Annotated in this window: 20 protein-coding genes; 6 read left to right on the plus strand and 14 right to left on the minus strand. The window is 60.9% G+C overall.

The window, feature by feature from the left end; translation table 11 throughout:
* Nucleotides 1-2: 2 nt before the first annotated feature.
* The 12 genes from AC1D2Q_RS20410 to tssB all read right to left on the minus strand — a co-directional run bounded on the left by AC1D2Q_RS20410 (nt 3) and on the right by tssB (nt 13,768).
* The gene (locus AC1D2Q_RS20410; RefSeq protein ID WP_305412456.1) at nt 3-545 is read right to left on the minus strand and encodes a toxin-antitoxin system YwqK family antitoxin; all 543 of its coding nucleotides are present in this window, start codon (nt 543-545) and stop codon (nt 3-5) included.
* Nucleotides 546-557: 12 nt separating this feature from the next.
* A complete protein-coding gene (locus AC1D2Q_RS20415) occupies nt 558-2,567 on the minus strand; it encodes a type VI secretion system Vgr family protein (protein WP_477814345.1) in 2,010 nt (669 codons plus the stop codon).
* A gap of 14 nt (nt 2,568-2,581) precedes the next feature.
* Complete coding sequence (locus AC1D2Q_RS20420) at nt 2,582-3,250, minus strand: endonuclease/exonuclease/phosphatase family protein (RefSeq protein ID WP_477814346.1); 669 nt, start codon at nt 3,248-3,250, stop codon at nt 2,582-2,584.
* Between the two features lie 68 nt (nt 3,251-3,318).
* On the minus strand, nt 3,319-4,323 hold the full coding sequence (locus AC1D2Q_RS20425; RefSeq protein WP_477814347.1) for a hypothetical protein: 1,005 nt from the start codon (nt 4,321-4,323) through the stop codon (nt 3,319-3,321).
* 105 nt (nt 4,324-4,428) lie between these two features.
* Nucleotides 4,429-5,286 (minus strand): hypothetical protein, encoded by an 858-nt coding sequence (locus AC1D2Q_RS20430; protein WP_477814348.1) that lies wholly within the window; start codon nt 5,284-5,286, stop codon nt 4,429-4,431.
* A 66-nt stretch (nt 5,287-5,352) separates the two neighbouring features.
* Nucleotides 5,353-7,896 carry a type VI secretion system ATPase TssH gene (gene tssH / locus AC1D2Q_RS20435; RefSeq protein WP_477814349.1) on the minus strand — a complete coding sequence of 848 codons (2,544 nt, stop codon included), beginning with the start codon at nt 7,894-7,896 and terminating at the stop codon, nt 5,353-5,355.
* A gap of 2 nt (nt 7,897-7,898) precedes the next feature.
* On the minus strand, nt 7,899-8,924 hold the full coding sequence (gene tssG / locus AC1D2Q_RS20440) for a type VI secretion system baseplate subunit TssG (protein ID WP_477814350.1): 1,026 nt from the start codon (nt 8,922-8,924) through the stop codon (nt 7,899-7,901).
* On the minus strand, nt 8,888-10,681 hold the full coding sequence (tssF, locus tag AC1D2Q_RS20445) for a type VI secretion system baseplate subunit TssF (RefSeq protein WP_477814351.1): 1,794 nt from the start codon (nt 10,679-10,681) through the stop codon (nt 8,888-8,890). The genes tssG and tssF overlap by 37 nt, the downstream gene beginning before the upstream one ends.
* Nucleotides 10,665-11,108, minus strand: coding sequence for a type VI secretion system baseplate subunit TssE (tssE, locus tag AC1D2Q_RS20450; protein ID WP_477814352.1), 444 nt, complete (start codon nt 11,106-11,108; stop codon nt 10,665-10,667). Before tssE ends, tssF begins: the two co-directional genes overlap by 17 nt.
* A 15-nt stretch (nt 11,109-11,123) precedes the next feature.
* Nucleotides 11,124-11,627 carry an Hcp family type VI secretion system effector gene (locus tag AC1D2Q_RS20455; protein WP_258696105.1) on the minus strand — a complete coding sequence of 168 codons (504 nt, stop codon included), beginning with the start codon at nt 11,625-11,627 and terminating at the stop codon, nt 11,124-11,126.
* A 75-nt stretch (nt 11,628-11,702) separates the two neighbouring features.
* Nucleotides 11,703-13,190 (minus strand): type VI secretion system contractile sheath large subunit, encoded by a 1,488-nt coding sequence (gene tssC, locus AC1D2Q_RS20460; RefSeq protein WP_477814353.1) that lies wholly within the window; start codon nt 13,188-13,190, stop codon nt 11,703-11,705.
* 29 nt (nt 13,191-13,219) lie between these two features.
* Nucleotides 13,220-13,768 carry a type VI secretion system contractile sheath small subunit gene (gene tssB, locus AC1D2Q_RS20465; protein WP_007937708.1) on the minus strand — a complete coding sequence of 183 codons (549 nt, stop codon included), beginning with the start codon at nt 13,766-13,768 and terminating at the stop codon, nt 13,220-13,222.
* Between the two features lie 228 nt (nt 13,769-13,996).
* Here tssB and AC1D2Q_RS20470 point away from each other — a divergent pair, with 228 nt between their 5' ends.
* The 5 genes from AC1D2Q_RS20470 to tssA all read left to right on the plus strand — a co-directional run bounded on the left by AC1D2Q_RS20470 (nt 13,997) and on the right by tssA (nt 21,535).
* Nucleotides 13,997-14,446, plus strand: a complete 450-nt coding sequence (locus AC1D2Q_RS20470) for a type VI secretion protein (RefSeq protein ID WP_477814354.1) — start codon at nt 13,997-13,999, stop codon at nt 14,444-14,446.
* Between the two features lie 62 nt (nt 14,447-14,508).
* Nucleotides 14,509-15,840 (plus strand): type VI secretion system baseplate subunit TssK, encoded by a 1,332-nt coding sequence (tssK, locus tag AC1D2Q_RS20475; protein WP_477814355.1) that lies wholly within the window; start codon nt 14,509-14,511, stop codon nt 15,838-15,840.
* An 18-nt stretch (nt 15,841-15,858) separates the two neighbouring features.
* Nucleotides 15,859-16,626 carry a DotU family type IV/VI secretion system protein gene (locus AC1D2Q_RS20480; protein ID WP_477814356.1) on the plus strand — a complete coding sequence of 256 codons (768 nt, stop codon included), beginning with the start codon at nt 15,859-15,861 and terminating at the stop codon, nt 16,624-16,626.
* The gene (locus AC1D2Q_RS20485; protein ID WP_477814357.1) at nt 16,623-20,441 is read left to right on the plus strand and encodes a type VI secretion system protein; all 3,819 of its coding nucleotides are present in this window, start codon (nt 16,623-16,625) and stop codon (nt 20,439-20,441) included. The genes AC1D2Q_RS20480 and AC1D2Q_RS20485 overlap by 4 nt, the downstream gene beginning before the upstream one ends.
* Nucleotides 20,438-21,535 (plus strand): type VI secretion system protein TssA, encoded by a 1,098-nt coding sequence (gene tssA / locus AC1D2Q_RS20490; RefSeq protein WP_477814358.1) that lies wholly within the window; start codon nt 20,438-20,440, stop codon nt 21,533-21,535. The genes AC1D2Q_RS20485 and tssA overlap by 4 nt, the downstream gene beginning before the upstream one ends.
* On the opposite strand, the gene AC1D2Q_RS20495 is transcribed toward tssA, so the two are convergent.
* The gene (locus AC1D2Q_RS20495; protein ID WP_477814359.1) at nt 21,532-22,503 is read right to left on the minus strand and encodes a 2-hydroxyacid dehydrogenase; all 972 of its coding nucleotides are present in this window, start codon (nt 22,501-22,503) and stop codon (nt 21,532-21,534) included. The genes tssA and AC1D2Q_RS20495 overlap by 4 nt on opposite strands.
* 528 nt (nt 22,504-23,031) lie before the next feature.
* On the opposite strand from AC1D2Q_RS20495, the gene AC1D2Q_RS20500 reads away from it, so the two are divergent.
* Nucleotides 23,032-24,312 (plus strand): serine/threonine transporter, encoded by a 1,281-nt coding sequence (locus AC1D2Q_RS20500; protein ID WP_477814360.1) that lies wholly within the window; start codon nt 23,032-23,034, stop codon nt 24,310-24,312.
* Between the two features lie 12 nt (nt 24,313-24,324).
* On the opposite strand, the gene AC1D2Q_RS20505 is transcribed toward AC1D2Q_RS20500, so the two are convergent.
* Complete coding sequence (locus AC1D2Q_RS20505) at nt 24,325-25,005, minus strand: glycosyltransferase (RefSeq protein ID WP_477814361.1); 681 nt, start codon at nt 25,003-25,005, stop codon at nt 24,325-24,327.
* Between the last annotated feature and the right edge of the window lie 108 nt (nt 25,006-25,113).

Below are 25,113 nucleotides of genomic sequence, written 5' to 3' on the forward strand. Positions count from 1 at the left end.
GCTTAGGCCTGCTCGGGATCGCTCCAGCGCCTGAACCACCAGCGCACTCGTGAGATCGGCTTGCCGTCGGCATCCAATGGTCGTCCGTCGCTGGCGAAGCCCTGTTCCGGTTCCAGCAATTGACCGTTGAGATACCGAGCCTCGACGGCCGGCTTGCCGTTGGGATGAAAGCGTTGATAGCGCCCGTCACGCACACCGTCGCGGTAAAACTCGACCTCCGCCAGTTGCCCATCGGGAAAATAATTGAACGCCTCGCCATGCAACAGCCCTCGGCGATAAGTCGCCTTGCGCTGCAGACTGCCTTCGGGGGCATAGAAACTGGCAACCCCCTGCAGCTTGTCACGCACAAACGGCAACTGCGCCGAGACCTTGCCATTGGGGTGGTAGAGCAGGGTGGTGCCTTGCAGCTCGCCTCGGTTGTAGTGCAAATCAGCCTGCGCGCGCCCGTCATCCTTGATGTGCAGCGCACCGTCGAGCTGGCCATCGAGCAAGCGCCCTTTGAGTTGTTTATCGTTCTGCTGCAAATCCAGCGGTGTGATGGCCATGGGTTCTCCTGATCAGTTGACCTGCACCAGACCACCCTTGATGGTCAGCATGCCGCCACCATCCACGGTCTGCGAAGCGGCGCCCTTGTTGGTCAGGCTGATCCCGGCATCGTTGGTCATGGTCGTACCGGCCTTGTTCTCCAGCGAGGTGCCAGCCTGATTGCTCAGAGAGGTCCCGGCCTTCTGACTGATCGAAGTACTGGCCTCGGCCGCCAGATCGGCGCCGCTCTTGATCGAGAAACTGCCGCCGCTTTGCAGGGTCAGGCTGCCGGTCACTTTGATGGTCAGGTTGCCGTCTACCGTCAGGCTGTAATCACCGGTGACCTTGTGCGTGTAATTGCCGCCGGTACTGTGGGTCTGATCAGCGCCCACGGTCACCGTGCGGCTGTCTTTCACATCGAGCGAGTCGCTGCCGGTCTGGATGGTCACGCTGCGTTTGCCTTTCTCCAGGGTCACGGTCTCGTCACCGTCCTTCACCGTGCGGGTGCGGGCGTTCTGTACGGTCAGGGTTTCGTCATGGCCGACTGTGGCGGTGGTGTCGTTGAGCACGTTGATCTTCAGGTCTTTCTGCGCCTGCAAAAACACCTCTTCTGCATCCTTCTTGTCCTCGAAACGCAACTCGTTGAAACCGCCGCCACCCTTGGACGATTGGGTCTTGATCCCGGACTGGGTCTGATTGGCCGGTAGCGCATAGGGTAGGGCGTTATCGCCGTTGTAGACGCAACCGGTCACCAGCGGTCGATCCGGGTCGCCGTCGATAAAGGTCACGATCACTTCCTGGCCGATGCGTGGCACGAACTGCATGCCGAAACCCTTGCCGCTCCAGGGCAGCACCACCCGCACCCAGCAGGAACTGGCTTCGTCGTTCTTGCCATCGCGGTCCCACGGGAACTGCAACTTGATCCGGCCGTATTCGTCGGTCCAGATTTCTTCGCCCGCCTTGCCGACGACAATTGCCGTTTGCGGGTGCATGCGCGGTTTGGGGGTGATGCGTTCCGGGCGGTACGGCGTGGCCTTGGGGATTGCCTCGAAGCGATCGCGATAGCTGTCGTGACTGGCTTCGTGAGTGACTGCTGTCACCACCCAATCGATATTCAATGTCGGGTCATCATGCCCAGCCAGGGTGAACCAGTGCCCCGGCACCAGCCAGCGGCAGTCGCTTTCACCGACAAAGCGTTTCTCCTGACTGCGCAAGCCGTCGACCCGCTGCTTGGTCAATGCATCGCCGCGCGCCTTGGCGTTGTAACCGCCCGGATGCTCGTACATCGAACGCGGCCCGGCCACCGCTTCGGCCTGGCCGTAGAGTGACGTGGTCGGTGTGGTGAACTCGTAATCCGTCGCCCGGTACACCCCGGCCACCGCCTGCACGCAGACCTGTCCGGAACGAATGCCATGCAATTCACGTTCGCCCAACTGCTGACCGAGATAGCTCACCTTCGGCCCGTTGGGGATCGGTACGAACGCCTCGTTGCTGTCGCCCAACACCAGCGTGTGCTTGCCATCCTCGTGGGTGAAGAACCAGAAAATCCCGTCTTCCTCCAGCAACCGTGACACGAACGCGAAATCGGTTTCGCCATACTGCACGCAGTATTCGCGTGGGGTGTAGCTGCCGGTGAGTGAGAGCTTGAAGTCGGTGAAGGCGTGGGCCTTGAAAATCGTGGTGACGATGTCCGAGGTGCTGAGGTTCTGGAACACGCGATTGTTGCTGGCCAGGGTCAGCCACCAGAGCCATGGCCTTAATACAAGCTGATAGCGTTCGGCGGTGGCGTCGGCGGGGAGTTGGCGGATTTCGGCGACCAGAGCGTCCATCGGGCGGCTGAGGGCGTCGTTGTGCAGGGTGGTGGTGACGTGGGTAGCGATGGCGGTGGTGAGGATGAGTGAGGTGCCGTCGTTGAGGCCGTTCAGGATTTGCGAGCCCAGAGCGTTCAGGGTTTCTTCGCCGAATAGCGACTCAGGGTAAAGCGCCGACAGCGAGGCGGCGGTGAGGGAAAGGCTGGTGTTGCTGTCGGTAGTGCGGGGCATCAAGCGACCTCTTTTCAGGTTCTGACATCAAAAAGAATAGGGCGATGATCGGGGCCGCTCATATCAAACACGGTGTCCAAGTGGGTGATGTCAACCGGGACGACTTGCACATCAACCGAAGCCAGTACCCAGTCCAGGATTCCGCCCTTGCTTTGGGTCTGTCGACCTCCCCAGCATTCGTATGCGAGCCCTGCTGTATCGAGTTGCCCGACATTTTGATATTCCATATTCAAGTCGCCCGTGGCGACCCAGTTCCCACCTAGGGCGGTACAGGATTTGAGTTGGCTTTTGGTCAGCCCGGTCTGGCCTGATTTGAAATGCGCCAGAAATACATAACCGGTGTAGCCGTCCACACCGGCAGCTTCGACGGCAATCAGATCCCGATTCAAACCATGCAGACTGCCTTGACTGCACACTTGCAACGCTTCAAAACTTTTGACCATGACGATGTAGCCGTTTGAGTAGCCACCGGTGAAAGGGCAAACGCGGTAATGGGGATAGACGCTGGCCAGGTATGACGCGTAATTGTCCGTCTGGGCTGAATGTATTTCGCATAGAAAAACAATGTCCGCGTTCCAGTCATCGCCTGAACAGCACTTGCTGATAAAAAACTCAACTTGTGCCTGCTTGTCCAAAGTCGAGGATTTTCCGTTTTTCTCGATGTTGAAACTGGCGATTCTCATGTTGCAATGCTCCTGTTTTTTCGACAAAAAGACGGCGGCGTTTTTTCATCAAAACAAACGGACAATCTTTACGGGCCGACATTCAGGTTAAGGGCAGCCTCCACGCCAACGGTCTGTCGGATAAAGTGAGTTTTCTGTTCGCCAATATTTTTCGCTTGAAATGTGTCGGGCCTGTCAGAGCTGACTAATTCATTTTTTCGATATACGCCGGTGGTATTGGTATCTACGTGAACCAGTGCACCGTTCTCTTTAAGTGAGGCATGCTCTAAAAAAGGATAGACTTCGTTTGAGATGATGATGTGCAGATCAAGTCCGGCCGGTGCTTCAGCTTTCAACAAGCCATGTTCATGTTCTACACAAATCTCTACGCCTATTGTCAAACCCTTATGCTCAAAAACGGCGCTTCCGGTACTCATTGGGAAATAACCAGACTCTGATCCCGATCCGATTACATCGAGGCTACCTCTGTCTCCAAAGGCCTCGTACTTTTTGCGCCAGATTTTTATTATTTTTCCGGCCAAATAAATAGGGGCGACGTTGTAGCACGGGCGAAATAATCTGTCCGGCCGTTTGCTGATGAACGCCTGCGTGGCCTCAAGCTCTGTTTTTAGTGAGGCGTTTTGCCGGGTCGCATTCGGGCTGACGCTATTTGTTCGTTTGACCATTTCGTCTGTATAAATCATGTGTGGAGCGATGCTGCTTCCTACTTGAGGTTCTATCGCGAAAACGGTGATGCTGCCGGGAATAATAAGCCAGTCCGGGCGGCTTTTACTGATTAAGGTAAGTTGTTGGAGGATAGGAATTACTTCACTTATCTCATTGAAGTAACGGCCGTCGGAAGGGCTTGATATTTTTTTACCGTGTTGTCGTGCCAGGAAATGCTCTGGACATATTGCTATTTTTACCTCGGGTTGGGGGTGGCCGCTTCCAGCGAACGCAATCTCGGCGTTGTTAATCATTTCTTCAATTTGTTGGACTCGTATCTCAGGCTGAGAGTACGATTCGTCGGGAACACTGTCACCTTGTTTTCGAAAAGGATGACGCTGCATGAGGGCAAAGTAGCAAGTGGTCATCTGAGCTCCTGATATGTACGTAAACATTCATCTTTTTAGTCGCTTTCGACAGACTGAACAGGGACCGGTTTATTTAGCCCCGGTTTGCCACACATGTCGCCGTTCTCAATCCATGAAATCAGCATCATCATCTTCGGCTGGGGGATTTTCTTCGGCAAAGGTTTCGGCGATGGCGAGCGCATCACCAGCGGCGAAACTGAATGGCCCGGCAGCAAATGCCCGAAGGTGCAGGGTCTTCGCCGCCTGAAATTTTTCAGCGCTTGCATCTGCTGTGCGATTGGCTAACGACCACGTGGCAAACGGGTTTTTCCCTTTCGCCCGACCTAATGTATTTTTTATCGACTGGGTAAGCAGTAACCCGCTCAATATGGCGATGTGTTCATGGTAAATGTGATCCAGGTCGTCCTTGTATGGTTTATTAACTTCGGTTAGCAGGGCAGGCGCGCGGCCGATCGCGACGGTCTTGATCGGCGTCTCGGGAACGATGGCCTCAAGGTTCTTCTTGATTTGATAAAGGCTAGCGCCACTGTCGACAAAGTCGAACACGACAATGGGTTTGTTTTTTGGCAATGTGGCCAGTTTGCCGGTCAGGTATACCGTAAATGCGTCGGGGGCCGCGACGTTTGCCTTGATGCTGCTGACGCCGACGGATTTAATGATTGCGCCTTTCTGTTTCATCCGCCACTTGACCAGTTTCGGGCTGGCCCCCAGGGAGATGAAACCCGAACCTGGGTATCTGACGATCAAATCACTCGACAGCCACTCGATATCTTTTAACAGTGCGGTGCTGCGGAGCTTCATCAGCGGTTTTATCTGGTTGAACTGCTCTCTATCAGCCTCCCGGAACCACGCCGGCAGGTTGAAACCTCCAAGAGACATTACCTCGCTGACAGTGTCCGGTGGTTTTACGGCGGTGATCAGAATGCTATTGGATTCACGATCGTAGACGATGTACTTGGCCATGCCGGTTGTTCCTTCCTATTATGGTGTGCCTTAGCTTTGGCCCCAATCCCGAGGCCGATAGAGCACTCACTCCAACACCCACTCCGCCAACTTCCCCGTCACCTGCGTCATCAACACATTCTCAACATCCCTCGCACCCGCAGCACTGCACTTGGCCAACACCGCCTGCACAATTCCGGCATCGAACTCGAACTGCTTTCCGGTCGCAGCCTTGTAGCGCCCACGCAATTTCTCCAGCTTCGCCAACACAATTCCTTCCAGCGTCGCTTCATCCAGCGGCCGATATGCCACCACTGTCATGCGCGCCAGAAACGCCGGGCGAAAGGCTTTCAGTAGCACGTGATGCAGCGCTTCGTTGAAGGCATCGGTGCCCAGTTGCGCGGTCGGTGTGTCGAGTAGTAACTCAGCCCCGACGTTGCTAGTGGCGAGCATTACGGTGTTTTTGAAGTCCACCACCAGCCCGGTACCGTCTTCCATCACGCCTTTGTCGAAGACGTTGTAGAAGGCTTCGAGCACGTCCGGGTGGGCCTTTTCGATTTCGTCGAGCAGCACCACCGAATAGGGTTTGCGCCGCACCGCTTCGGTGAGTACACCGCCACTGCCGTAGCCGACGTAGCCGGGCGGGGCGCCTTTGAGTTGGCTGACGGTGTGGGCTTCCTGGTATTCGGAAAGGTTGATGCTGATCAGGTTGCGTTCGCCGCCATACAGCGCGTCGGCCAGGGCGTAAGCGGTTTCGGTCTTTCCGACGCCGGTGGGGCCGACCAGCAGGAACACGCCGACCGGTTTTTGCGGGTCGGTGAGGCCGGCGCGGTAAGCTTGCAGGCGTTGGGCAATGGTGTTCAGCGCGGTGCTCTGGCCCATCACCCGCAGACCCATGCGCTGGCCGAGGGTGCGCACGGCGTGGGCTTCGTCGGCGAGYATCTTGCCCACCGGGATGCCGGTCCAGCCGGCGATCACCGCGGCCACGGTTTTGCCGTCGACCTGCTCCGGCACCAGCGGATCGTCCTGGCGAATGGCATCCAGCCCGGCCTCCAGGCGCACCAGTTCGGCGGCCAGATGATCGATGCGGCTGTCGGTGGCTTCGTCCGGTTTGTCGTTGTCGGCGCGCTCGCTCAAGGTGAGTAATTCGCGACGGGTTTCCAGCAGTTCGCGCACGGCAATCCGTTCTTCGTTCCAGCGGGTTTCCAGTTCGCGAATGGCCTGCACGTTACCCACGGATTCGGTCTCCAGCAGCGTGATGCGTTCACGGTGATCGAGCCCGGTGGCCTGTTCGCGACGCAGGCGTTCGATTTCGTCCTTGAGGCTCTGTTGGCGATGGCGCAGGCTTTCCAGCGGTGGCGGCACGTCGTGCTGGCCGAGGGCGACCCGGGCACACGCGGTGTCGAGCACGCTGATGGCCTTGTCCGGTAACTGGCGCCCGGAGATGTAGCGGTGGGACAGTTTCACCGCTTCGTGGATCGCCGCGTCCAGCACCTGCACGCCGTGGTGTTGTTCGAGTTTCGCGGCCACGCCACGGAGCATTTCCACGGCGGTGATTTCGTCCGGCTCCTCGACTTGCACCAACTGAAAACGCCGGGCGAGGGCTGGGTCTTTCTCGAAGTATTTTTTGTACTCAAGCCAGGTGGTCGCGGCCAGGGTGCGCAACTCGCCACGGGCCAGCGCCGGTTTGAGCAGATTGGCCGCGTCGCTGCCGCCCTCCGCACCGCCAGCGCCAATCAGGGTGTGGGCTTCGTCGATGAACAGAATGATTGGTTTGTCGGCGCTGCGCACCGCGTCGATCACGCCTTTGAGGCGTTGCTCGAACTCGCCCTTGACCCCGGCGCCAGCTTGCAACAGGCCGAGGTCGAGTACCCGCAGGCTGACTTCCTGCAACGACGGCGGCACATCCCCGGCGGCAATGCGTAAGGCCAGGCCTTCGACCACCGCCGTCTTGCCCACCCCCGGCGCGCCGACCAGGATCGGGTTGTTTTGCCGACGCCTGAGCAGGATGTCGATGCACTGACGAATCTCGCCGTCGCGGCCGACGATGGGGTCGATGCGCCCGGCGTGGGCATCGGCGGTCAGGTCCTGGGTGAACTGGTCGAGCACTGAATCCTGTTTCGGTTGCGGATGGCTGGCACTGACCGGCCGCGTGCCGCCAACGTGTTCGCGTGAGTTTTCGGTCCACTCCAGCAAATTGCTGCGCAAGGCTTCCCGTGGAATTTTCAACAGCGACGAGGCACTATTGAGCAGCAAACTGCGACGTTCATCACGGTCGAGCAGGGCCAGCAGCAGCAAGCCGGAGCGGATGCTCTCCAGGCCAAGCACACTGGCCTGAACCACCGCATCTTCAAGCAGGCCGATGGTGTGCGCCGAGAGCGCCGGGGTGCGGGTGCTGCCGGATTTGAACAGTTCCAGGGCCTTGTTGATTTCTGCCGTCAGGGCATCGCGCTCCAGACCGAAACGCGGCAGCAGCCAGGCGAAGTCACCGCCCTCGATGTCCAGCAATTCAAGCAGCAAGTGCTCGATTTCGACGTAATGATGACCCCGTTGCAGGCAGCGCTGCGCGGCCCGTTCCAGGGCGCGGCGGTTGTCCGGGTTGAGGCGTCCGATCAGGCTGGCCAGTTCCATGTTCAGGTGATCTCCAGCTGACGAAGGCGGGTTTCGATCCGTTGCACGGCAAGGCTGGTCTGGCGTTGCAGGCCGCCGTTCCAACTGAGCAAGGCCGGGGCCTGACGACCGAGTTTCATCGGACTGGCACCGCGCACCAACAGCACCAGCGTGCAATCCAGGTCGGGGCCGAAATACAGCGCGCTGAGACTGGCCAGCGCCGGATGGGCTTCACCGTCCGGCAGAAACCGCGCCGCCTGCGCCGAGGTCAGCGGGCCGAGGGTCAGGCGGATGCCGGCGTGTTCATCCCAGACCCGAGTGCCGGCCACCGCGCTACGACCCAGTTGCAGGTTGCGCCCACCCGGTTGCAGGCGACTGCGACTGGCCGGCGGAATCTCCCGCCAGGCACCTTCATAGGCACTGAGCTCTACCGGCAATTCGAAGTGCTCACGCACGATCGCGGCGAAGCCGGCCAGGGAACGACGACCGTCGGCAAATAGCGCGCTGCACGCCAGTACCGCAGAGTCGGGTACGGCCTGCCGTTCCTGCAAGGCTTTGGGCAACAGTCCGGTCAGCGCCCGAAGTTGCGCCTGCACCGGCGACGCGCCGGGCGCCGTGAAGCCGACCGCAATCCGGTGTTTGCGCATCACCTTGTATAGCAGGCTGAGCAAGCGATGCTGGAACAGGTCGAGGAATTCGGCCGGGGCATAGTCCTTGGCGCGGGCCCGTTGTTGCAGCCATTCCTGATAGGCGTAGGGCAGGGGGCCATCGGGTCCGCCGAGGCCGAACACTGGCGTCGTGAGCGTCGGTGGCTGGCCCGTGTCCTGGGTCAGGCTTTCGATTTCGCTGGCGGAAAACAGCGGCGTCAATGGCCCGCGCAGACGCAAGGCTTCCGCTTGAGGGGCGGTGCCGCTGCCCAGGGATTCGGCTTGCGGGTGTTCGCGCTCCAGCAGCAACAATGCTTGCAGTAACTGGAACGCCTGCGGATCGCGCCGCAGCTTCTGACTCAGGCTCAGAGGGACAGCGGCATGCCAGCTTGGGGTTGCCATGTCTTGACCTCCTTGTCTGACTGGACCAGAACCGTGCGCACGAAGCGATTGGCCGTGGCATAAAGTGAAAAGAACTGCGCCAGCACCGCGGAAAACAACACCGCGCTGCTGCCGACGAAATGCTGCGGATCGAGTTGCAGCTGAACCTCCAGCCCATTGCGCCAGCCGCGCCACGCGTCTTCGCCGACGTGGGCGATCACTCGTTCGCAGCCGAGGCTCAACAAGCCGTCGATTTGCCGCAAGGCGCTGGCCTCGTCACGCAGGTTGTGCAACTGGAGGATTTCCTTGAGGGCATCCAGCGCCTGCGGCCCCTCGACCAGTGATAAATGATTGAGGGTCAGTTGCGACACCAGCCGCCAACGGGATTCGCCGTCCAGTCGCGGCAAACTCTGCGGGCTCGGCGGGTTGCGCAAACGGGCCCAGGCCACCGGCCCCGGTCGTTCGAAACCCAGGGGCGTGCCAGCGGGCAGGCTTTGGGCGAGGTGCCGGTTGGTGCACAGCAGTTCGGCGGTGAGGCTGTATTCGCTGGCCTCGGTCAGCGGATCGAGCCGGGTGTCCACCAGGCTCACCATCAGGTCGGTGCCCAGCCGATTCGGGGTCATGCCGCTGACCCGTCGCGCATGCCAATAGCACTGTTTGTCGCCGCCGATATGCTGGCTGCCGTAATACGCGGGCACCCGTTGCACGCCCTGGCTGGAGCTGGCGCGCATGGCGCGGATGCTGTGGATCTCGACGCTGTTTTCCCGGTGGCTGTCGGCGACCAGACGATACTCGCTGCGGGTACCGTCCGGGCGCAGGGGCTCCGAGGTGCGGGGAAACAGGTTGATCACCGGCGCGCAGCCCAGGGCGAAGTCGCTGGCCTGAAGGTGCAGGCGGTTGGCCGGGGCGCGGTCGAACACGATGTACAGGTACAACGTCTGGCTGTCGCTGGCGGCGCCGGCCAGTGGAATGTCGAAGAAGTTGAATTTGTCCGGGAACGCAAAGTACTCGGCGAGCAGGCGCATGCCTGGATGCACGCCGTCCTCGTCTGGCAACAGCACTTCGTCGCTTGCAAAGCCAACGATCTGCGGCAACCCGCTCAGCACGACGGGTACGCTGCCGACTGGTCCGGCCAGCACCTTCACGGCATGGGCGCCGAGCAGGTCATACAGGCAGGCGTTGATCACCGGCGAGGCGGCCAGGTGCACGCGCAATTGTTTGATGGCCAGCGTCGACCACTGGCTTTCACCCAGGCAACGCAGGCTCAGGCGCAGGGCCGAACGCGCTTGCGCCACACCGGTCAGGGCCTGGGCTTCGTCGCTGCCCAGCAGCAGCGCTTCGTTGATTTCCACCGGCCACAATCGAACCGCGGCGCTGGTGCGAAAGTGGATGCTCTCGCCTTTGCTGGTAGTGACGAACAGCGGTGTGTCCCGTGGCAACGGATAACCATCGTTCAGGTTGCCCTTGCTCGGGTCCGGCTCGAACTGCACGATCGCGCAGGACGGCAACGGCCGCATGGCCAACGGGTACAGCTGTTCGAGCAAGGCGTCGCTGAACTCGGCATAGTCGTCATCGAGCCGTCGTTGCAGGCGTGCGGCGAGCAAGGCGAAACCTTCAAGTAGCCGCTCGACATGTGGGTCGGGGCATTCACCGGGGGACAGTTCCAGGCGTCTGGCGACCTTGGGATAACGCTCGGCAAAAACGCTCCCGGCGTGGCGCAGCCAAGTCAGTTCGCGTTGGTAGTAATCGAGCAATTGCGGGTCAATCGAGTCGCTCATGACGCACCTCAAGGCCATGGCTGGCCTGCTCGATGACAAAGGCCACGGGCCAGTGCTGCTGGCCACTGCGCAACTCGCCCAGTAGCCGAATGCTCAGTTGCTGCGGATGGCCGGGGACCGGATTGACCTGGACCTCGCCCAGTTGCAGGCGCGGTTCGAAATGGCTGATGGCCTCGCGCACTTCCCGCGCCAACTGACGACGGTCATCGCTGCGCTGCTGTTGCAAGGCAGTCCAGTCAGCGATGCCGTAGTCGAGAATGCTCGGCGGGGAGGTCAGCGGACGTGAGCCGCGTCGGGTGTTGAACAGGCGCAGCAACTCCGTGTGCACAGAGTCGAGCAGCCCCTGGCGATCGAACGCCTGCACGGTGCCAGCCTCGCTGGCGGCGAGGCGCTCGAACAACGGTGGGAGCATGCCGGTGTCTGCCATGGCCGACGCGTCCGCTTACTTGGCTTTGATGAGTTTGTTGGCGGCCATGTCCCAGGTCGAGGCGGCCGTGCCTTCCTTGGTGCCGTCGTCTTTCTGGGCGGTGAGCTCCCACTTGATCTTGGTGAAGTTCAGGGAAATGGTTTCCACCGGTTTGCCACCCGTGCCACCACTGACGCTGACGTTGGACAGCACCACGTTGGTCAGGGTGTAGATGATGAACGGCATCAGCTGGCCACTGCCTTCGGCGGCGTTGCGGCCGATGGTGATCTTGGCTTCGGGGATTGGTTTGCCGGCGCAGCAATATTCGTTGAGGGAAGGCGTCGAGCTGTCGACGAACTTGGTCAGGGTGAATTCGCCGATGTGCGGCTTGCCGGAGGTGCGCTCCGAGTTGCTGACATCGTTGGTCACCTGCATGGCCACGTTGTGGCTGTAGGACATGACTTCGATCTTGTCCTTGTAACCCTCGAGAAGGCTATCGCCTTTGATGTCGCCGCCGAGGTCGAGAATGATTGCATCCATCGCATGAAACTCCTGAAAGTAATCGTGCTAGATAAGCAGGGGAATCCCGCCGGGTCGGCCCCGGCGGGAGGCGGGTCAGGCGGCTGCCGGTGGCGGCAGGGTCGCGACCAGGCGGATCGACGCGGTCAGTTCCTCAAGCTGGAAGTGCGGCCGCAGGAACACCGTGGCCTTGTAGGCTCCGGGCTTGCCGGCGACCTCGGTCACATCCACCCGGGCTTCACGCAACGGGTACTGCGCCTTGATTTCTTGCGGCGCGTTATCGTTGATCAGCACGTAGTCGGCGATCCAGTTATTGAGGTAGGTCTGTACGTTGTCGCGGGTCATGAAGCTGCCGACTTTGTCGCGCATGATCACCTTCAGGTAATGCGCGAAACGCGAGGCCGCGAGCACGTACGGCAGCATTGCCGAAATCCGCGCGTTGGCGTTCGCCTCGTTGGTGTTGTAGACCTTGGACTTGTTGGTGGTCTGGCCGCCGAAGAACACCGCTACGTCGCTGTTTTTCTTGTGGCACAGGGCGATGAAGCCGAGGTCGTTGAGCTCTTTCTCGCGACGGTCGGTGATCGCCACTTCGGTCGGGCATTTGAGTGACAGGTCGCCGGAGGTTGTACGGAAGGTATGAGCCGGCAGGCCTTCCACCGCACCACCGCCTTCGGCACCGCGAATCGCCGCGCACCAGCCGTACTTGGCGAAGGCTTCGGTGATCCGTTGCGACAAGGCCCACGCGGCGTTGCCCCACAGGTATTTACCGTGGTCGCTGCCGTTGACGTTTTCGACGTAGTTGATGCCTTCCACCGGCGACGTGTCTGGGCCGTAGGGCAGGCGCAGCAGGAAGTGCGGCAGCACCAGCGATACGTAGCGCGAATCTTCGCTTTCACGGAACGAGCGCCACTTGATCAGCTCCTGGCTCTCGAACACTTTCGACAGATCCCGTGGCACGGCCAGTTCGGTGAAGCTGTTCATGTCGAACAGCCGTGGGCTGGCAGCGGCAATGAACGGCGCGTGAGCGGCGGCGGCGACGTTCGACAGTTTCTCCAGCAGGCCGATATCTTGCGGATGCCGGCCGAAGGTGTAGTCCCCCACCAGCAGGCTGAACGGGTGACCGCCGAAGGTGCCGTATTCCTCTTCGTAGATCTTCTTGAACAGTGCGCTCTGGTCGAACTCGACGGCTTTTTCCAGATCGTTCTGCAGCTCTTTTTGAGCCACGTTGAGCAGGCGCAGCTTCAGTCGGGAGCTGGTCTCGGTGTTCTTCACCAGCAGGTGCAGGCCGCGCCAGGAGGCTTCGAGTTTCTGCAGATCCGGGTGGTGCAACACTTCGTTCAGTTGAGCGCTGATCAGCTCGTCGATCTGGCTGATGCGATCGTTGATCATCGCCACGGTGTCCTTGTCGATGGCCATGCCTTCGTCGAGGACCTGAGTGGCGAATTCCGCGAGCATGTCGCGGGCGTAATCCTGCTGGCTGTCGTCATGGGCCATGCGGCCTTTGGCGATTATTTGGTCGAGCAGGGATAAGGTCTCGGTCGTACTGTCACTGGCTTGGCTTTGGGCGGCGGATGAGGCGGGCATGGCAAAATTCTCCCTGGGTGGATGAGCGATCAGGCTTGCGGTTCAGCCGGTGCTTCGCTGTCGCCAGCAGGAGCGGGGGCGGCGGTGTCCGGACGAGCCGACTTGATCTCTTGCAGTCCCTCGGTGTTGGCAATGACGTCACGCAGCAGCTTGTCCAGATCATCGTTGCCATCGAGTTTGGTCAGCAGGTCGCGCAGACGCTGGCGCGCTTCGAACAGGCGCCGCAGCGGAGTGACCTGCTCGACCACCTTGACCGGGTCGAAGTCATCAATGTGTTTGAAGTTGAGCTCGATGTTGAGTTTGCTGCCGTCGCCGCTGAGGGTGTTGTTGACCTGCAAGGTGGCGCGAGGGCCGATCGAGGCGAGGACTTCATTGAAGTTGTCGCGGTCGATTTCGGTGAAACGCCGTTCATTCAATTTCGGGAGTGGTTCGAGAGGCTTGCCGGAGAGGTCGGCAAGAATACCGACAACCAGCGGCAGTTCTTTCTTCTCGATCGCGTTGCCGATTTCGACGTCGTAGGTGATTTGCACCCGGGGTGGGCGAACCCTGTCTAGCTTGTGCTGAGTACTTTCTGCCATGGTGGCTGACTCCGATGCATGAGGCGGGTGCAATGCATCGGGAGGCCCGTTTCATCGCATTCCCTTACTGGACCGTAGGTTAGAAAGGGAGGGCAGAGGACCTGTCATTCCTTTGACGAACCTTCCACATTCGTCGTGCCGACCGAACTATCCAAGACGCTAGAACAGGTCTATAAAAAAGCAAACAAAAAGCATTTTTGGACCGTGTCGAGAAAAGGAAAATTCATTTTGTACGCACGTCTTTTTTCTTTGGTTCTGCTCTTGTCACTCGCCGGGTGTTCGTTGTTCGGGCCTCGCGTCGATCTCGATAACCTGACGCTGGACGTCGCACCCCGCGCCAACGATGACACCCCGATTGCGGTGGACTTCATTGCGGTGAACGACGTGGATCTGCTCAAGCAATTGTCGGGCATCACTGCCCGCCAGTGGTTCGCCGAACGCGAGCAGTATCAGCGCGACTACCGACAGTTGATGACGGTCTGGGGACTGGAGCTGGTGCCCGGTCAATTCATCGACAAACAACCCTTTCCGTTGGGGGGCAAGCGGGCGGCTGGACTTTTAGTCTTCGCCAGCTATACCACTCCCGGAGCGCACCGGTTGCGGCTGGACGATCAAAGCAACGCCTGGCTCAAGTTCGACAGTCGCGAGATGACACTGGTCAGCGATCACCCGAACTGAACACCCGCAACTTGTGGGAGCGGTGTTCAAGTCAGGCACCACAAGAGGTCGAAGGGAATCGTATGAGTCTGCTACCTGACGCGGTTTGCTGGCATGAGGGCATGCAGTTGCTGCCCCAGCATTTTCAGTTGCAAGGGCTGCGGGCCGAGGCGTTGGTGGCGCATTTCGCCCAAGCATGTAATCCGTGGTTCTGGGGCGTGACCCGCGTTGAATTCGATCCCTCGGCACTGAGCGCCGGGCTGGTGCGCCTGCTCAATTTGCAGGCGACGTTGCCGGACGGTTTGCCGGTCAATTTGCAGGCCGGTGTCGGGCCGATGCTGGAGCTCGACGTCAGTGACGCGATCGATGCCACGGACAATGCCACTGTCACCGTTTACCTGGCGGTCAGCCCGCTGTGGCGCGCCGGTCAGTTGCTGCCGCTCAAGGGGCGATTGCAGTCGGTGGTCGGCGATGCGCTGCCCGACCTCACCAGTGGCGAGTACCCGGAATCGATCACGGTGTGGCGTCCGAATCCGCGTTTGTGCACGCAACTGAACAAGGCGGATTCCGTCTGCCTGCCGCTGCTGAGAATTCGCAAGGAGGGCGGCGGTTTTCTTGCGTTGCCTTACACACCGCCGACGCCGTGCCTGTTGCCCGAATCGGTGATGGGCAGGCGCGTGGCGGGACTGTGTGCCAGGGCGCGGGAGAAATGCATGTTCCTCGCCGGACGTTTGCGCCAGGCGCAGCAGGCCGGCAATCAGGATGATTCGATGGAAATCCGGCGTCAGTTGACGGCGCTGTGGGCGCGGTTGCCGGAAGTCGAAGGCCTGCTGAACAGCCGCGTGGCCACGCCGCAGGCGCTGTATGGCTTGTTGCTCGGGTTGGCCGGCGCCTGGTCGGCGCTCGATCCATTGGCGGGGGTTCCGGCGTTCGCCCCGTTGGATTTTCTGGAGTTGCAGCGCGGCTATGAAGCGGTGCTCGACTGGCTGGAAAAGACCCTCGAACTGATCCGCGCCGGCTATCGCAGCCTGGCGTTCGAGCGCAACGAACAATCCTTCTCGATTCAATTGCCCGACGACCAGCCGAGCCAACGGCTGGTCATCGGTTTGCGCATGCCCAATGGCGCCAGCGAGCAGGCCGCCAGCGAATGGCTGAGCGGAGCGATCATCGCGTCGCAGCCGCACATCCCGTTGCTCAGCCGTCAGCGCATGAGCGGTTTGTCCCATCAGGCCATGAGTCGCAATGAGCAAGTGGCCTACGGCGTCGGCGACGATACGCGGTTGTTCGTGGTGACGGCCGAAGGCCAATGGTTCGACGGGCAGTTGCCGTTGCTGATTGCCGCACCGGCCTCCAGGCTGGCCAGCAGTCCATGGCAAGTGGTGTTGTTTGTGGCCCAGGCGAGTGAGAGTGCTTGATCAAGGAAGGAACGTCATATGTCTGAGGGGAACGCCGGGACAGGTACACGAGGCCTCAACGAAGCGCCGCTGAGCAGCGCTTTTCGCCAGGCCTGGCAGCAATGGTCCCAGGACTGGAGCCAGTTGCCCAAGGACAGCGAAGACGAAGCGCTGGTGGAAGCGGTGGTCGAACTCTCCACGCAAATCTCCCAACGACTGTGGCGAACGGCCTTCGCCAAAGTCGGTGACGCCGCCACCGAACAAGTCAAAGCACTGGTCTATGCCTTTGTCGCGCTGGTCGATGAAACCTTGCTGTTCACGCCGTGGCCGGGTCAGTCCACTTGGCAGGAAAAACCCCTGGAATCGCGAATGTACGCCAGCCGCCAGGCCGGCGAGCGGATACCGTTGGCGATCAAGGAACTGCTGGATGAGCAGCTTCCCACCACGCGCGATCTGGCCAATGTCTATTTGCAGTGCCTGGTGCTGGGTTTTCAAGGGCGTCTGCGGGGCGAACAGAATCAGGCTCAGCATGAAAAATGGCGCCTGGCGCTGTTCACCTTTGCCTGGCAGCACGAGGCGGAGTATGCCGACGTCAGTGCCCGGCTCGAACAACCTTCGGCGGTGGCGCCGCTGCAATTGCCGGTGCGTCTTTCGTTGCCCGATGGCTTTCGCCTGGGGTTGGGAATTCTTGCCGTGGTCCTGTTGCTGACCGGTTTGGGGCAGTTGTTCTGGCGTGACATTCGCCAGGAGCTCGAACCGGTCTTGCAACTGACCGATTCGGTGACCACCTCGGAGCAAGACTCATGAGCACGCTGGGGATTATCGGCCTGATCATCGTCGTGCTGTTGGTGCTGGCGATTGTTGCCGTGGCGGTCTGGTGGTTGCGCACGCAAAGCGGCGCGGCGATCCGCAGTTTTTACCTGGCGGTGCGGCAGATGGAGCAGGAGCAGGGCACCCTGGATCGTTACCAGATTCCCTGGCTGCTGATGCTCGGCAACGAGACTCAGGGCACGCAGTTGTGCACCCAGTGGCGCTTGCAGCCCACCGACAAACCGGGCTGGTTCGGTCGCTGGTGGTCGGACCCCGAAGGTGCCGTATTGGTGGTGCCCCAGGCGCTGTTTTTGCCGGATGAAGGCATGCACCTGCAACGGGGCGGTTGGTGGCGCTTGCTGGGGTTGATCCTGCGTTTGCGCAGTCAGCGTCCGCTGGACGGCGTGATCTGGACGGTGCCGATCAGTCGGCTGGGCAATGCCGAGCAGGCGGCGGCCCTCGGCCTGGCGGCACGTCGACGCTTCATCGATCTGTTGCAACGTTTTGGCTTGAGCCTGCCGGTGTACGTGGTCGTTACCGGCATGGAAGAGTTGCCGGGCTTTCAGGAGTTGATTAGCGCGCTGCCGGTAGAGGCTCGCGAACGTACGCTCGGCTGGTCCTCACCCCACGGGCCCGATGCGGTGTGGCAGGCGCAATGGAGCGATCAGGCGCTGGATCAGGTCAACCGGGCCCTGGCGGAATCGATCATCGAAATCGGCGCCTTGTCCGGGCAGTTGAGCGTCGATCTGTATGGCTTGCCGGAACGCTTCGAAGCCTTGCGGCGCAATCTGCAATCCGTGCTGGAACCGGTTTTCCAGGGTAATGCGCAAGGCGAGGCGCCACGCTTTCGCGGCGTCTATTTCACCGCCAACCAGCCCTCGGACGACAGCGCCGACGGGTTTTCGGCCTACGACACCGGCTTGCAGCAGAGCGCTTTCGCCCGGCAGTTGTGGCAGCGGCGGGTGGTCGCCGAGCGTGGTCTGGCCCAGGTGGTGCCGCGTCTGTCACGCCTGCGCCAGCGCTGGCAGCGCGTGACCGGTGGGGTGGCGCTGGTGATCGCGCTGCTCTGGGGCGCTGGCATGCTGTGGGTGTGGCAGGACTCGGAAAAGGATGCCCACGAGTTGTCGCGCCTGATGCAAGGGGCGCAGAAAAATTACGTGGCGGTCACGGATGAATCTCATCGGCGGGAGGCGACCCGGCGCAACGTCCAGGGTTTCTGGCGGGTGCTGGAGAAGGCGCCGCGCTGGCGCTTCACCTCGGTGGTGTTTCCGACCTCCTGGTTCTCCTCGCTGGATACGCAGTTGGAGAACGAGTTACGCCTGACCGCCCGCAGCCATTTGTTGCTGCCGTTGCGCGACCTGTTGAGCGCGGACCTGGCGCAACTCAAGACCATTCGCAACACCGAGCGACGGGGCAACGTCGAAAGCGAAGATCCGGCCCAATGGCAAAACTACGTCAAGGCCACGGAGCTTGTGGAGCGTGCGGTGAGTCTGGAGCAGCAGAACCAGTGGTTCAGTCAGGCGCTGAACAACACCAAGGCGCCGCTTGAAGACCTGGTGTTGCTGAGCAACAACGCCCTGTCGCTGAACCTCAACGCTGGTACGTTGCACCGTGCCGGTTTTTACAACCGGGCACTGCTGGATGCCGACAACAGTGAGTTGAAACCACTGGACCTGACCGTCGAGCGCGCGCAGATCGAGGAGAACTTCCTCGGGCTCATGGAGCGCTGGCTGGACCAGTATTTCCTTGCCGACAATTTTGTCCGCCAGGCCGGTTATCTGCGCTTGCACCTGGAGCGGCTGGAGGCCGGCAGCGGCAATTCCCTCACCGAGCTGGAAGATCTGCGGGCGTTGATCGACGACCTGCAAGCGCTGGTCGGCTTGACCAACTCGGCGTGGAGCCGGGGCAAGGGACAGGACCTGGTGCCCGGTTACCGGGCGATGATGGACAAGGTGCGCCAAAGCACATTGCTTGGCCCGCAGGTCGAACAGCAACTGGATCAACAGGCGTCGAAGTTGCAGCAGAGCTTTCGTGACCAGTGGATCACCCAGGCCGGGGCCAGGGACAATTTGCTGATTCAGCAAGGCAGCGGGCAACTGATCTTGCAGGAGCATGTGGTGCAGTTGAACAACGCGGTGCAGGCACTGTTCAAGCGCGATTTTGTCGCCATCGCCTTACAGGCGGATCAGTCCGACGTCCCGGATGGGCAGGGGCGCGGTGTTGATGGCGACGACCTCGACAGCGCGCTGAACTACTTCGCCAGCTACAAGAGCTATGCCGCCGAAGAGTTGCCGCGCATTCCCCCGGCATATCGTGGCGCGTTGCTGCAAGCGGCCGAAGGCGCGGTGGTCAAGGCCATGTTGTCGAGCCTGCGCGAGCACAATGCGCAGGTCCACAGTGGTGTCTTCAATGTGCAGGCCTCGCAGGCGATTGCCTTGCAAAAGGCCTTTGTCGAGGTGCGCCGCAGCGATCTGGCCACGCGTTTGCAAACCGCCTTGAATCGCCGCGCCTTGGCCGACATCGTCAGCGGTCTTGATGAAATTGTCGCCCAGCCACTGTTCAGCGGGCGCACCGAAATCAGCCAGTGGGACGGCTCGAAAAACTTCGGCCTGCAACTGTACGGCGCCAATGACGTGCAGGATCTGAAACTGAGCCTCAAGCAGCAGTTCAACACCATGCTCGGCATCACCGAACGCCGCACTTCGGCGCTGGAATGGCTGAAAGTCCAGCAACAGAACCTCTCGGCGCTGGATTACGAACGGGTGACGCAGTTCAGTGCGCTCAACGATGAACTGCTCAAATACAAAGAACAGAACCCCGCCAGTTCGCCAGCGCAGATCGAGCAGTTGGTGAGCCGCGACTTCATCGAAATGGACGTCGCGTCTTGTGGCCAGATCCTGCAAACCGCCAACCTGTCCGGTGGGCGCGGAACCTTGGCATTGCGCGCCGTGGATCTGCAACAAACCGCCATGCAACGCTGCCAGTTCCTGCAACAGCAGCAGGCTGCGGCGGCCTGGAATGAGCTGGCCAATTATTTCAACCAGTACCTGGCAGAGCGTTTTCCGTTTGCCAATGGCTTGCAGGCCAGCGACGCCGACCCGGCCCGGGTCCAGCACTTGCTGGAGCTGATCGACAAGCGTTTGCCGGTGGCGCAGGCCGGATTGGCCCTGAGCCAGACCCCGGAACGCCTGGCCGCCGAGAACTTTCTCAATCGTCTGAAGCAAGCCAGCACCTGGCTGGGGCCGATGTTCGTGCGCGACAAGAGCGGCGTGCTGGGGGTGGAGATGGATGTGCGTTGGCGCACCGATCGGGAGGAAGAGCGCGGTGCCGACCAGGTGATTGCCTGGGGCTTGAATGCCGGCAATCAACAGATCAGCTATCCCGGCGAGGCTCAGCAGAATCTGCGCTGGATGGTCGGCCAACCAGTCCGGCTGACCTTGCGTTGGGCCAGAAATGGCTATCAGCGTCCGGCCAACGATCCGTTACAGCCGAGCCTGGTGGTGCGGGATCTGGAAGCGGGTTGGGAGTACAGCGGTCCATGGTCGCTGTTGCGCTTGATGCGTTCGCACATGTCGGTGCAACGCCAACCCAGCATGGACTACACGGATTTTCCGTTGACCTTGCGCCTGCCCGTGACCACGCAGGCCAGCGCAGCGGAGCAAACCCTGATGTTTGTGCGCGTGTCGTTGATGACCCAGGGCTCGAAATTGCCGTTGTCCATTCAGCCCTTGCCGACCCGGGCTCCGCGTTCACCGTTCCTGGTGACGCGCTCGACCGCGGCGATTGAATCCCACGAGGAGGAGGGCCTGTGAATCAACCATCAACACCGTTGCCGGAACTGATTGCGCAACTGCTCGAACCGATCAGCAAGGAGGCGCCTTGTGGTCAGGATTTGCGTTATGAACCCGAGTTCGACCGGTTGCGCGAATTGCGCCGCGAGGATGACACCAGTTTGCCGACAGGGGTGTGGCAGTCGTCGATCAAGCGCGCCCAGTGGCCGGAGCTGGAAAAACTGGCCACGAGCCTGCTGCTCGAACGCAGCAAGGATTTGATGCTCAGCGCCTGGCTGGGGGAAGCCTGGCTGCATCAGGACGGGCTCGATGGGTTGCCGGGCAGCCTGGCGCTGGTGGCCGGGTTGTGCGAACGCTATCCCGAACACCTGCACCCACAGGCTGAGGATGGCGACCTGTCGTGGCGAGTGATACCGCTGGAATGGTTGGCTCGACGCTACGCTGAAGTGTTGCTGACCCGAGTGCCGCTGTTCGAACCGCACAACCACGAATTCGATGGTTTCTGTCTGGACGCCTGGCGCCGGCTGCAGTTGCAACAGGTGCTGGCCAACGACGGCAAAGCAGCCAAGGCCTCGGCCGAGAACGCACGCAACGAACAGAAGAAAGTTACCGAACAGATTCGCGCCACGCCGTTGTCATTCTGGCTGCGTAGCCAGGGCAGTCTGCTGCTCAGTCAGCAACACTTGCAGCGCCTGGAGGTGTGGAGCGACGCTTTTCTCGGAAATCAGGCCCCAGGCTTCAAGGCGCTGCAGGACGTGATCGACGCGTTGTTGACCCTGGTTCAGGAGTTTATCGCCATGCATCCACGAAAACCGACCCCGGCGCCTCCGGTCGCAACGCCAGTGGTGGCTGCATCGAGCCCCAGCCCGACCGCCGCGCCTGAAGTCCTTGCCGTGCCCCAGGTGTTCAGCGAGCCGGCGAATCGTGAAGAGGCGTACCGGCAGTTGCTGCTGATCGCCGAGTACCTGGCGCGCACCGAACCCCACAGTCCGGTGCCCTATCTGATCAAGCGGGGCGTGGAGTGGGGCAACAAGCCCCTGAGCGAGCTGCTGGGCGAACTGATCAGCGCTGATGCGGAATCCCGACGACTCTGGACACTGTTGGGCGTTCTTTAGTGATTGAGCCGGGTGGTTGTCGACGGTGGCGGTAACGCAATGGGCGTCAGTACCGGTTGACCGGAAAAAAACGCCGTCAGGTTTTTGCCGGCCAGTTCGACGGTGCCTTGGGTGGCCTCCGGGGACAATCCGGCGACATGCGGAGTCAGAATCACGTTGGCCAACCCCTTGAGGGCGTCCGGTACCTGGGGTTCGTGGTCGAAGACATCCAGCGCGGCACCGGCGATCCGCCGCTGTTCGAGCGCGGTGATCAGGTCTGCCGTGACGACCACGCTGGCTCGGGCGATGTTGACGAGGAATCCGTTGGGCCCCAGGGCGTCGAGCACTTGCCGGTTGATCAGGTGTTGGGTGCCGATCCCGCCCGGGGTGGCAACTATCAGAAAGTCTGATTGGCGTGCCAGCTCGGTAGGCGTCGAGCAATAGCTGTACGGCACATCGCTGCGATGCTGGCGGTTGTGGTAGCTCACTCTCATATCGAAGCCGTTGGCGGCACGTTTGGCGATAGCGAGGCCAACGGCACCGAGGCCGAGGATGCCTATGTGTTTGCCGGCCAGCGAAGGACGCATGATCTTCGGCCACTCGCCCCGACGGACGGCAGCATCTGCCCGAGGGATGTCACGAACCAGTGCCAGCAACATCGCCATGGCGTGGTCGGCGACGGAGGAGGCATTGACGCCGGCGCCGTTGGTGACAGTGATGCCCCGGTTGACGGCGGCCTGCAGGTCGACGTGTTCGTAACCGGCGCCGATCACGCAGATGATCTTGAGGTTGGGCAGGGCGGCGATTTCATTGGCATACAGGCCCAACGGGCCACGCGTCAGCACCGCATCGATCTGGCTGCCCTGGCGGGCAATGGCGGCAGCGCGCTCGGCCGGGGTTGGGGCCAGGATCAAATGAAACCCCTGATGTTCGAGAATCGGCAGGTATTCATTGATGGTTTCAACCAGTACCAGAACGGTTGCGGTCATGCTGGGCTCCTGTGGGCAGCGGAGTGTGGGGCTCGAACGTCGCGCCAGATTGCTGACTCCAGAGCAGATTGGCAATGGCCCGAGATCATAGGCTATTGGTTGGCAAGCACCTGTGCAGGCGTTGGCGATACCGGCGAGCTTCTTAGATACAACACTAGATCAGTGCGCGGCAGGTGGAGAGGATTTGTCCGCGATGAAATTGCCGTAGCAGCTGTCGAGCCTGCGAGGCTGCGTTCGGCTGCGCAGCAGTCGTAAAATCAGGCGCTGCGGTCTGTCAGGCACACCGTACATTAGGGCTTACTAAAGCGTGTCAGAAAACGACACATCACATACCCGCTGCCGACAGTTATTTTTCTAAAAGCGACAGGCCTTTGATCAGCTCCGCACAACCATTGCTCAGCTAAACCTTTGCTTCTGCTCGTTTATCGCGGAGAATCCCGCCCCTGTTTCGGCCGGAGCATGTCTGTCGGTTTTTTCCGACGCGTCCTGGCCGGGTGGCAAGTGACCGGAAAGCGGAGATCCGACCGGATGAATGATCAGGCCAATAGCGTCGACGAACGCTATGTAGCGGCGACACCAGCGAGCCTCGAAAGCTGGAATCGCCATGACACCACCTGGATGCTGGGCCTGTTTGGCACGGCAATCGGGGCCGGTACCCTGTTTTTACCCATCAACGCGGGGCTGGGCGGCTTTTGGCCGCTGCTGATCCTGGCGTTGCTGGCGTTCCCCATGACGTTTTACGCGCATCGTGGCCTGACCCGCTTTGTGCTGTCCGGTCGTGAAGGCGCAGACATCACCGAAGTGGTGGAAGAACATTTCGGCATTAAGGCCGGCGCGCTGATCACCTTGTTGTATTTCTTCGCGATCTTCCCGATCCTGCTGATCTACAGCGTGGCCCTGACCAACACCGTGGGCAGTTTCCTCGAACATCAGCTGCACATCATGCCGCCACCGCGCGCCGTGCTGTCGTTCGTGCTGATTCTCGGCCTGCTGGCGGTGGTGCGTTGCGGTGAGCAGGTGATCGTCAAGGCCATGAGCCTGATGGTGTATCCGTTCATCGTTGCGCTGCTGTTCCTGGCGGTGTTCCTGATTCCTCACTGGAATGGCGGCATCCTCAGCACCGCGTCCACGCTGCCTGAGTCGTCGGCGCTGCTGCACACCCTGTGGCTGGCGATTCCGGTGATGGTGTTCTCGTTCAACCATTCGCCGATCATTTCGGCGTTCGCGGTGGACCAGAAACGTCGCTACGGCACTCATGCCCAAGAGCGCAGCTCGCAGATCCTGTCCCGCGCCCACCTCTTGATGGTGGTGATGGTGCTGTTCTTCGTCTTCAGCTGCGTGCTGACCCTGTCGCCGGCGCAACTGGCGGAAGCCAAGGCGCAGAACCTGTCGATCCTGTCGTACCTGGCCAACCACTTCAGCAACCCGACCATCGCCTTCGCGGCGCCGTTGATTGCCTTCGTGGCCATTTCCAAGTCATTCCTGGGTCACTACATCGGCGCCAGCGAAGGCTTGAAGGGCTTGATCGTCAAGAGCGGCAAACGCCCGGCGCCGAAGACCCTGGACCGCATGACCGCAGCGTTCATGCTGGTGGTCTGCTGGATCGTCGCGACCCTGAACCCGAGCATTCTCGGCATGATCGAAACCCTCGGTGGCCCAGTCATCGCGGCGATCCTGTTCCTGATGCCGATGTACGCGATCCGCAAAGTACCGGCGATGGCGCGTTACCGTGGCCAAGCCTCCAACGTTTTCGTGACGCTGGTGGGCCTGGTGGCGATTTCGGCGTTGATCTACTCGCTCACCGCCTGAAGCCGCGGGCGATCAATCGGGGCTGCCCCGGTTGATCGCCCCCTTCGAATGCCCGGCCAGACGACCTTTGGTTCGCTGGCGGCAATGCTCGATAGCCGCAACGGCTTTTTCGCAGGCCTTGCACAGTGTGGCGGGCGCTGCGGCTTGCTGCGGTGCGAACCACTCGGGGCAGAAGCTGATCACCCCGTCCGGCGAATGCATCCATTGGCTGATAACGTGTTGAACCATCCCACCCAGGCCCTTTCTGGCGCGCAAGGCGTTAAGTGATGGCGCGCAGAGCTGGTCCAGCGCCAGCCGATGGACCTCGCGCAAGAACGGTGAAATCTGTACCGAAAGGTAGGCAATGCCGAACTTCTCCTGGGCCACACGTGCGCCCAACGCCCAAAACGAGCCCACCACCACGATATCCTCATGGCGCCGCGCTGCGATGTAGTCATAGGTCGGTTCGAGCAGGTGTGAGACCGCGTTCCACTGCTCTGCCAAAGCGCTTTTCGAGTCTCGCGGGCGGGGCGTGTCGTCGCAGGTTTGCGGGCCTAACGGCTCGAATTCCAGCCCGTACTGTTCGACGGTGGCTTTGAACGCCGGCAGGCTGCACAAGGTCGCGCGATGACCGCGCAGGTTCAGCGCATTGGCCAGGCCAATGAAAGGGAAAACGTCATCGGCCGAACCGATGGCGATCAGGATGACCCGCATGACTCCTCCTTGAGATAAGGCCCGTGGGGCCTCGTGGCACGCCGTCCTGGTGCCGACATCAGGCAAAGATAGCTGGGTAATCGGCGTCAGGCATAAAAAAACGCCGCT

It is taken from the genome of Pseudomonas sp. P1_A1, assembly GCF_056406935.1.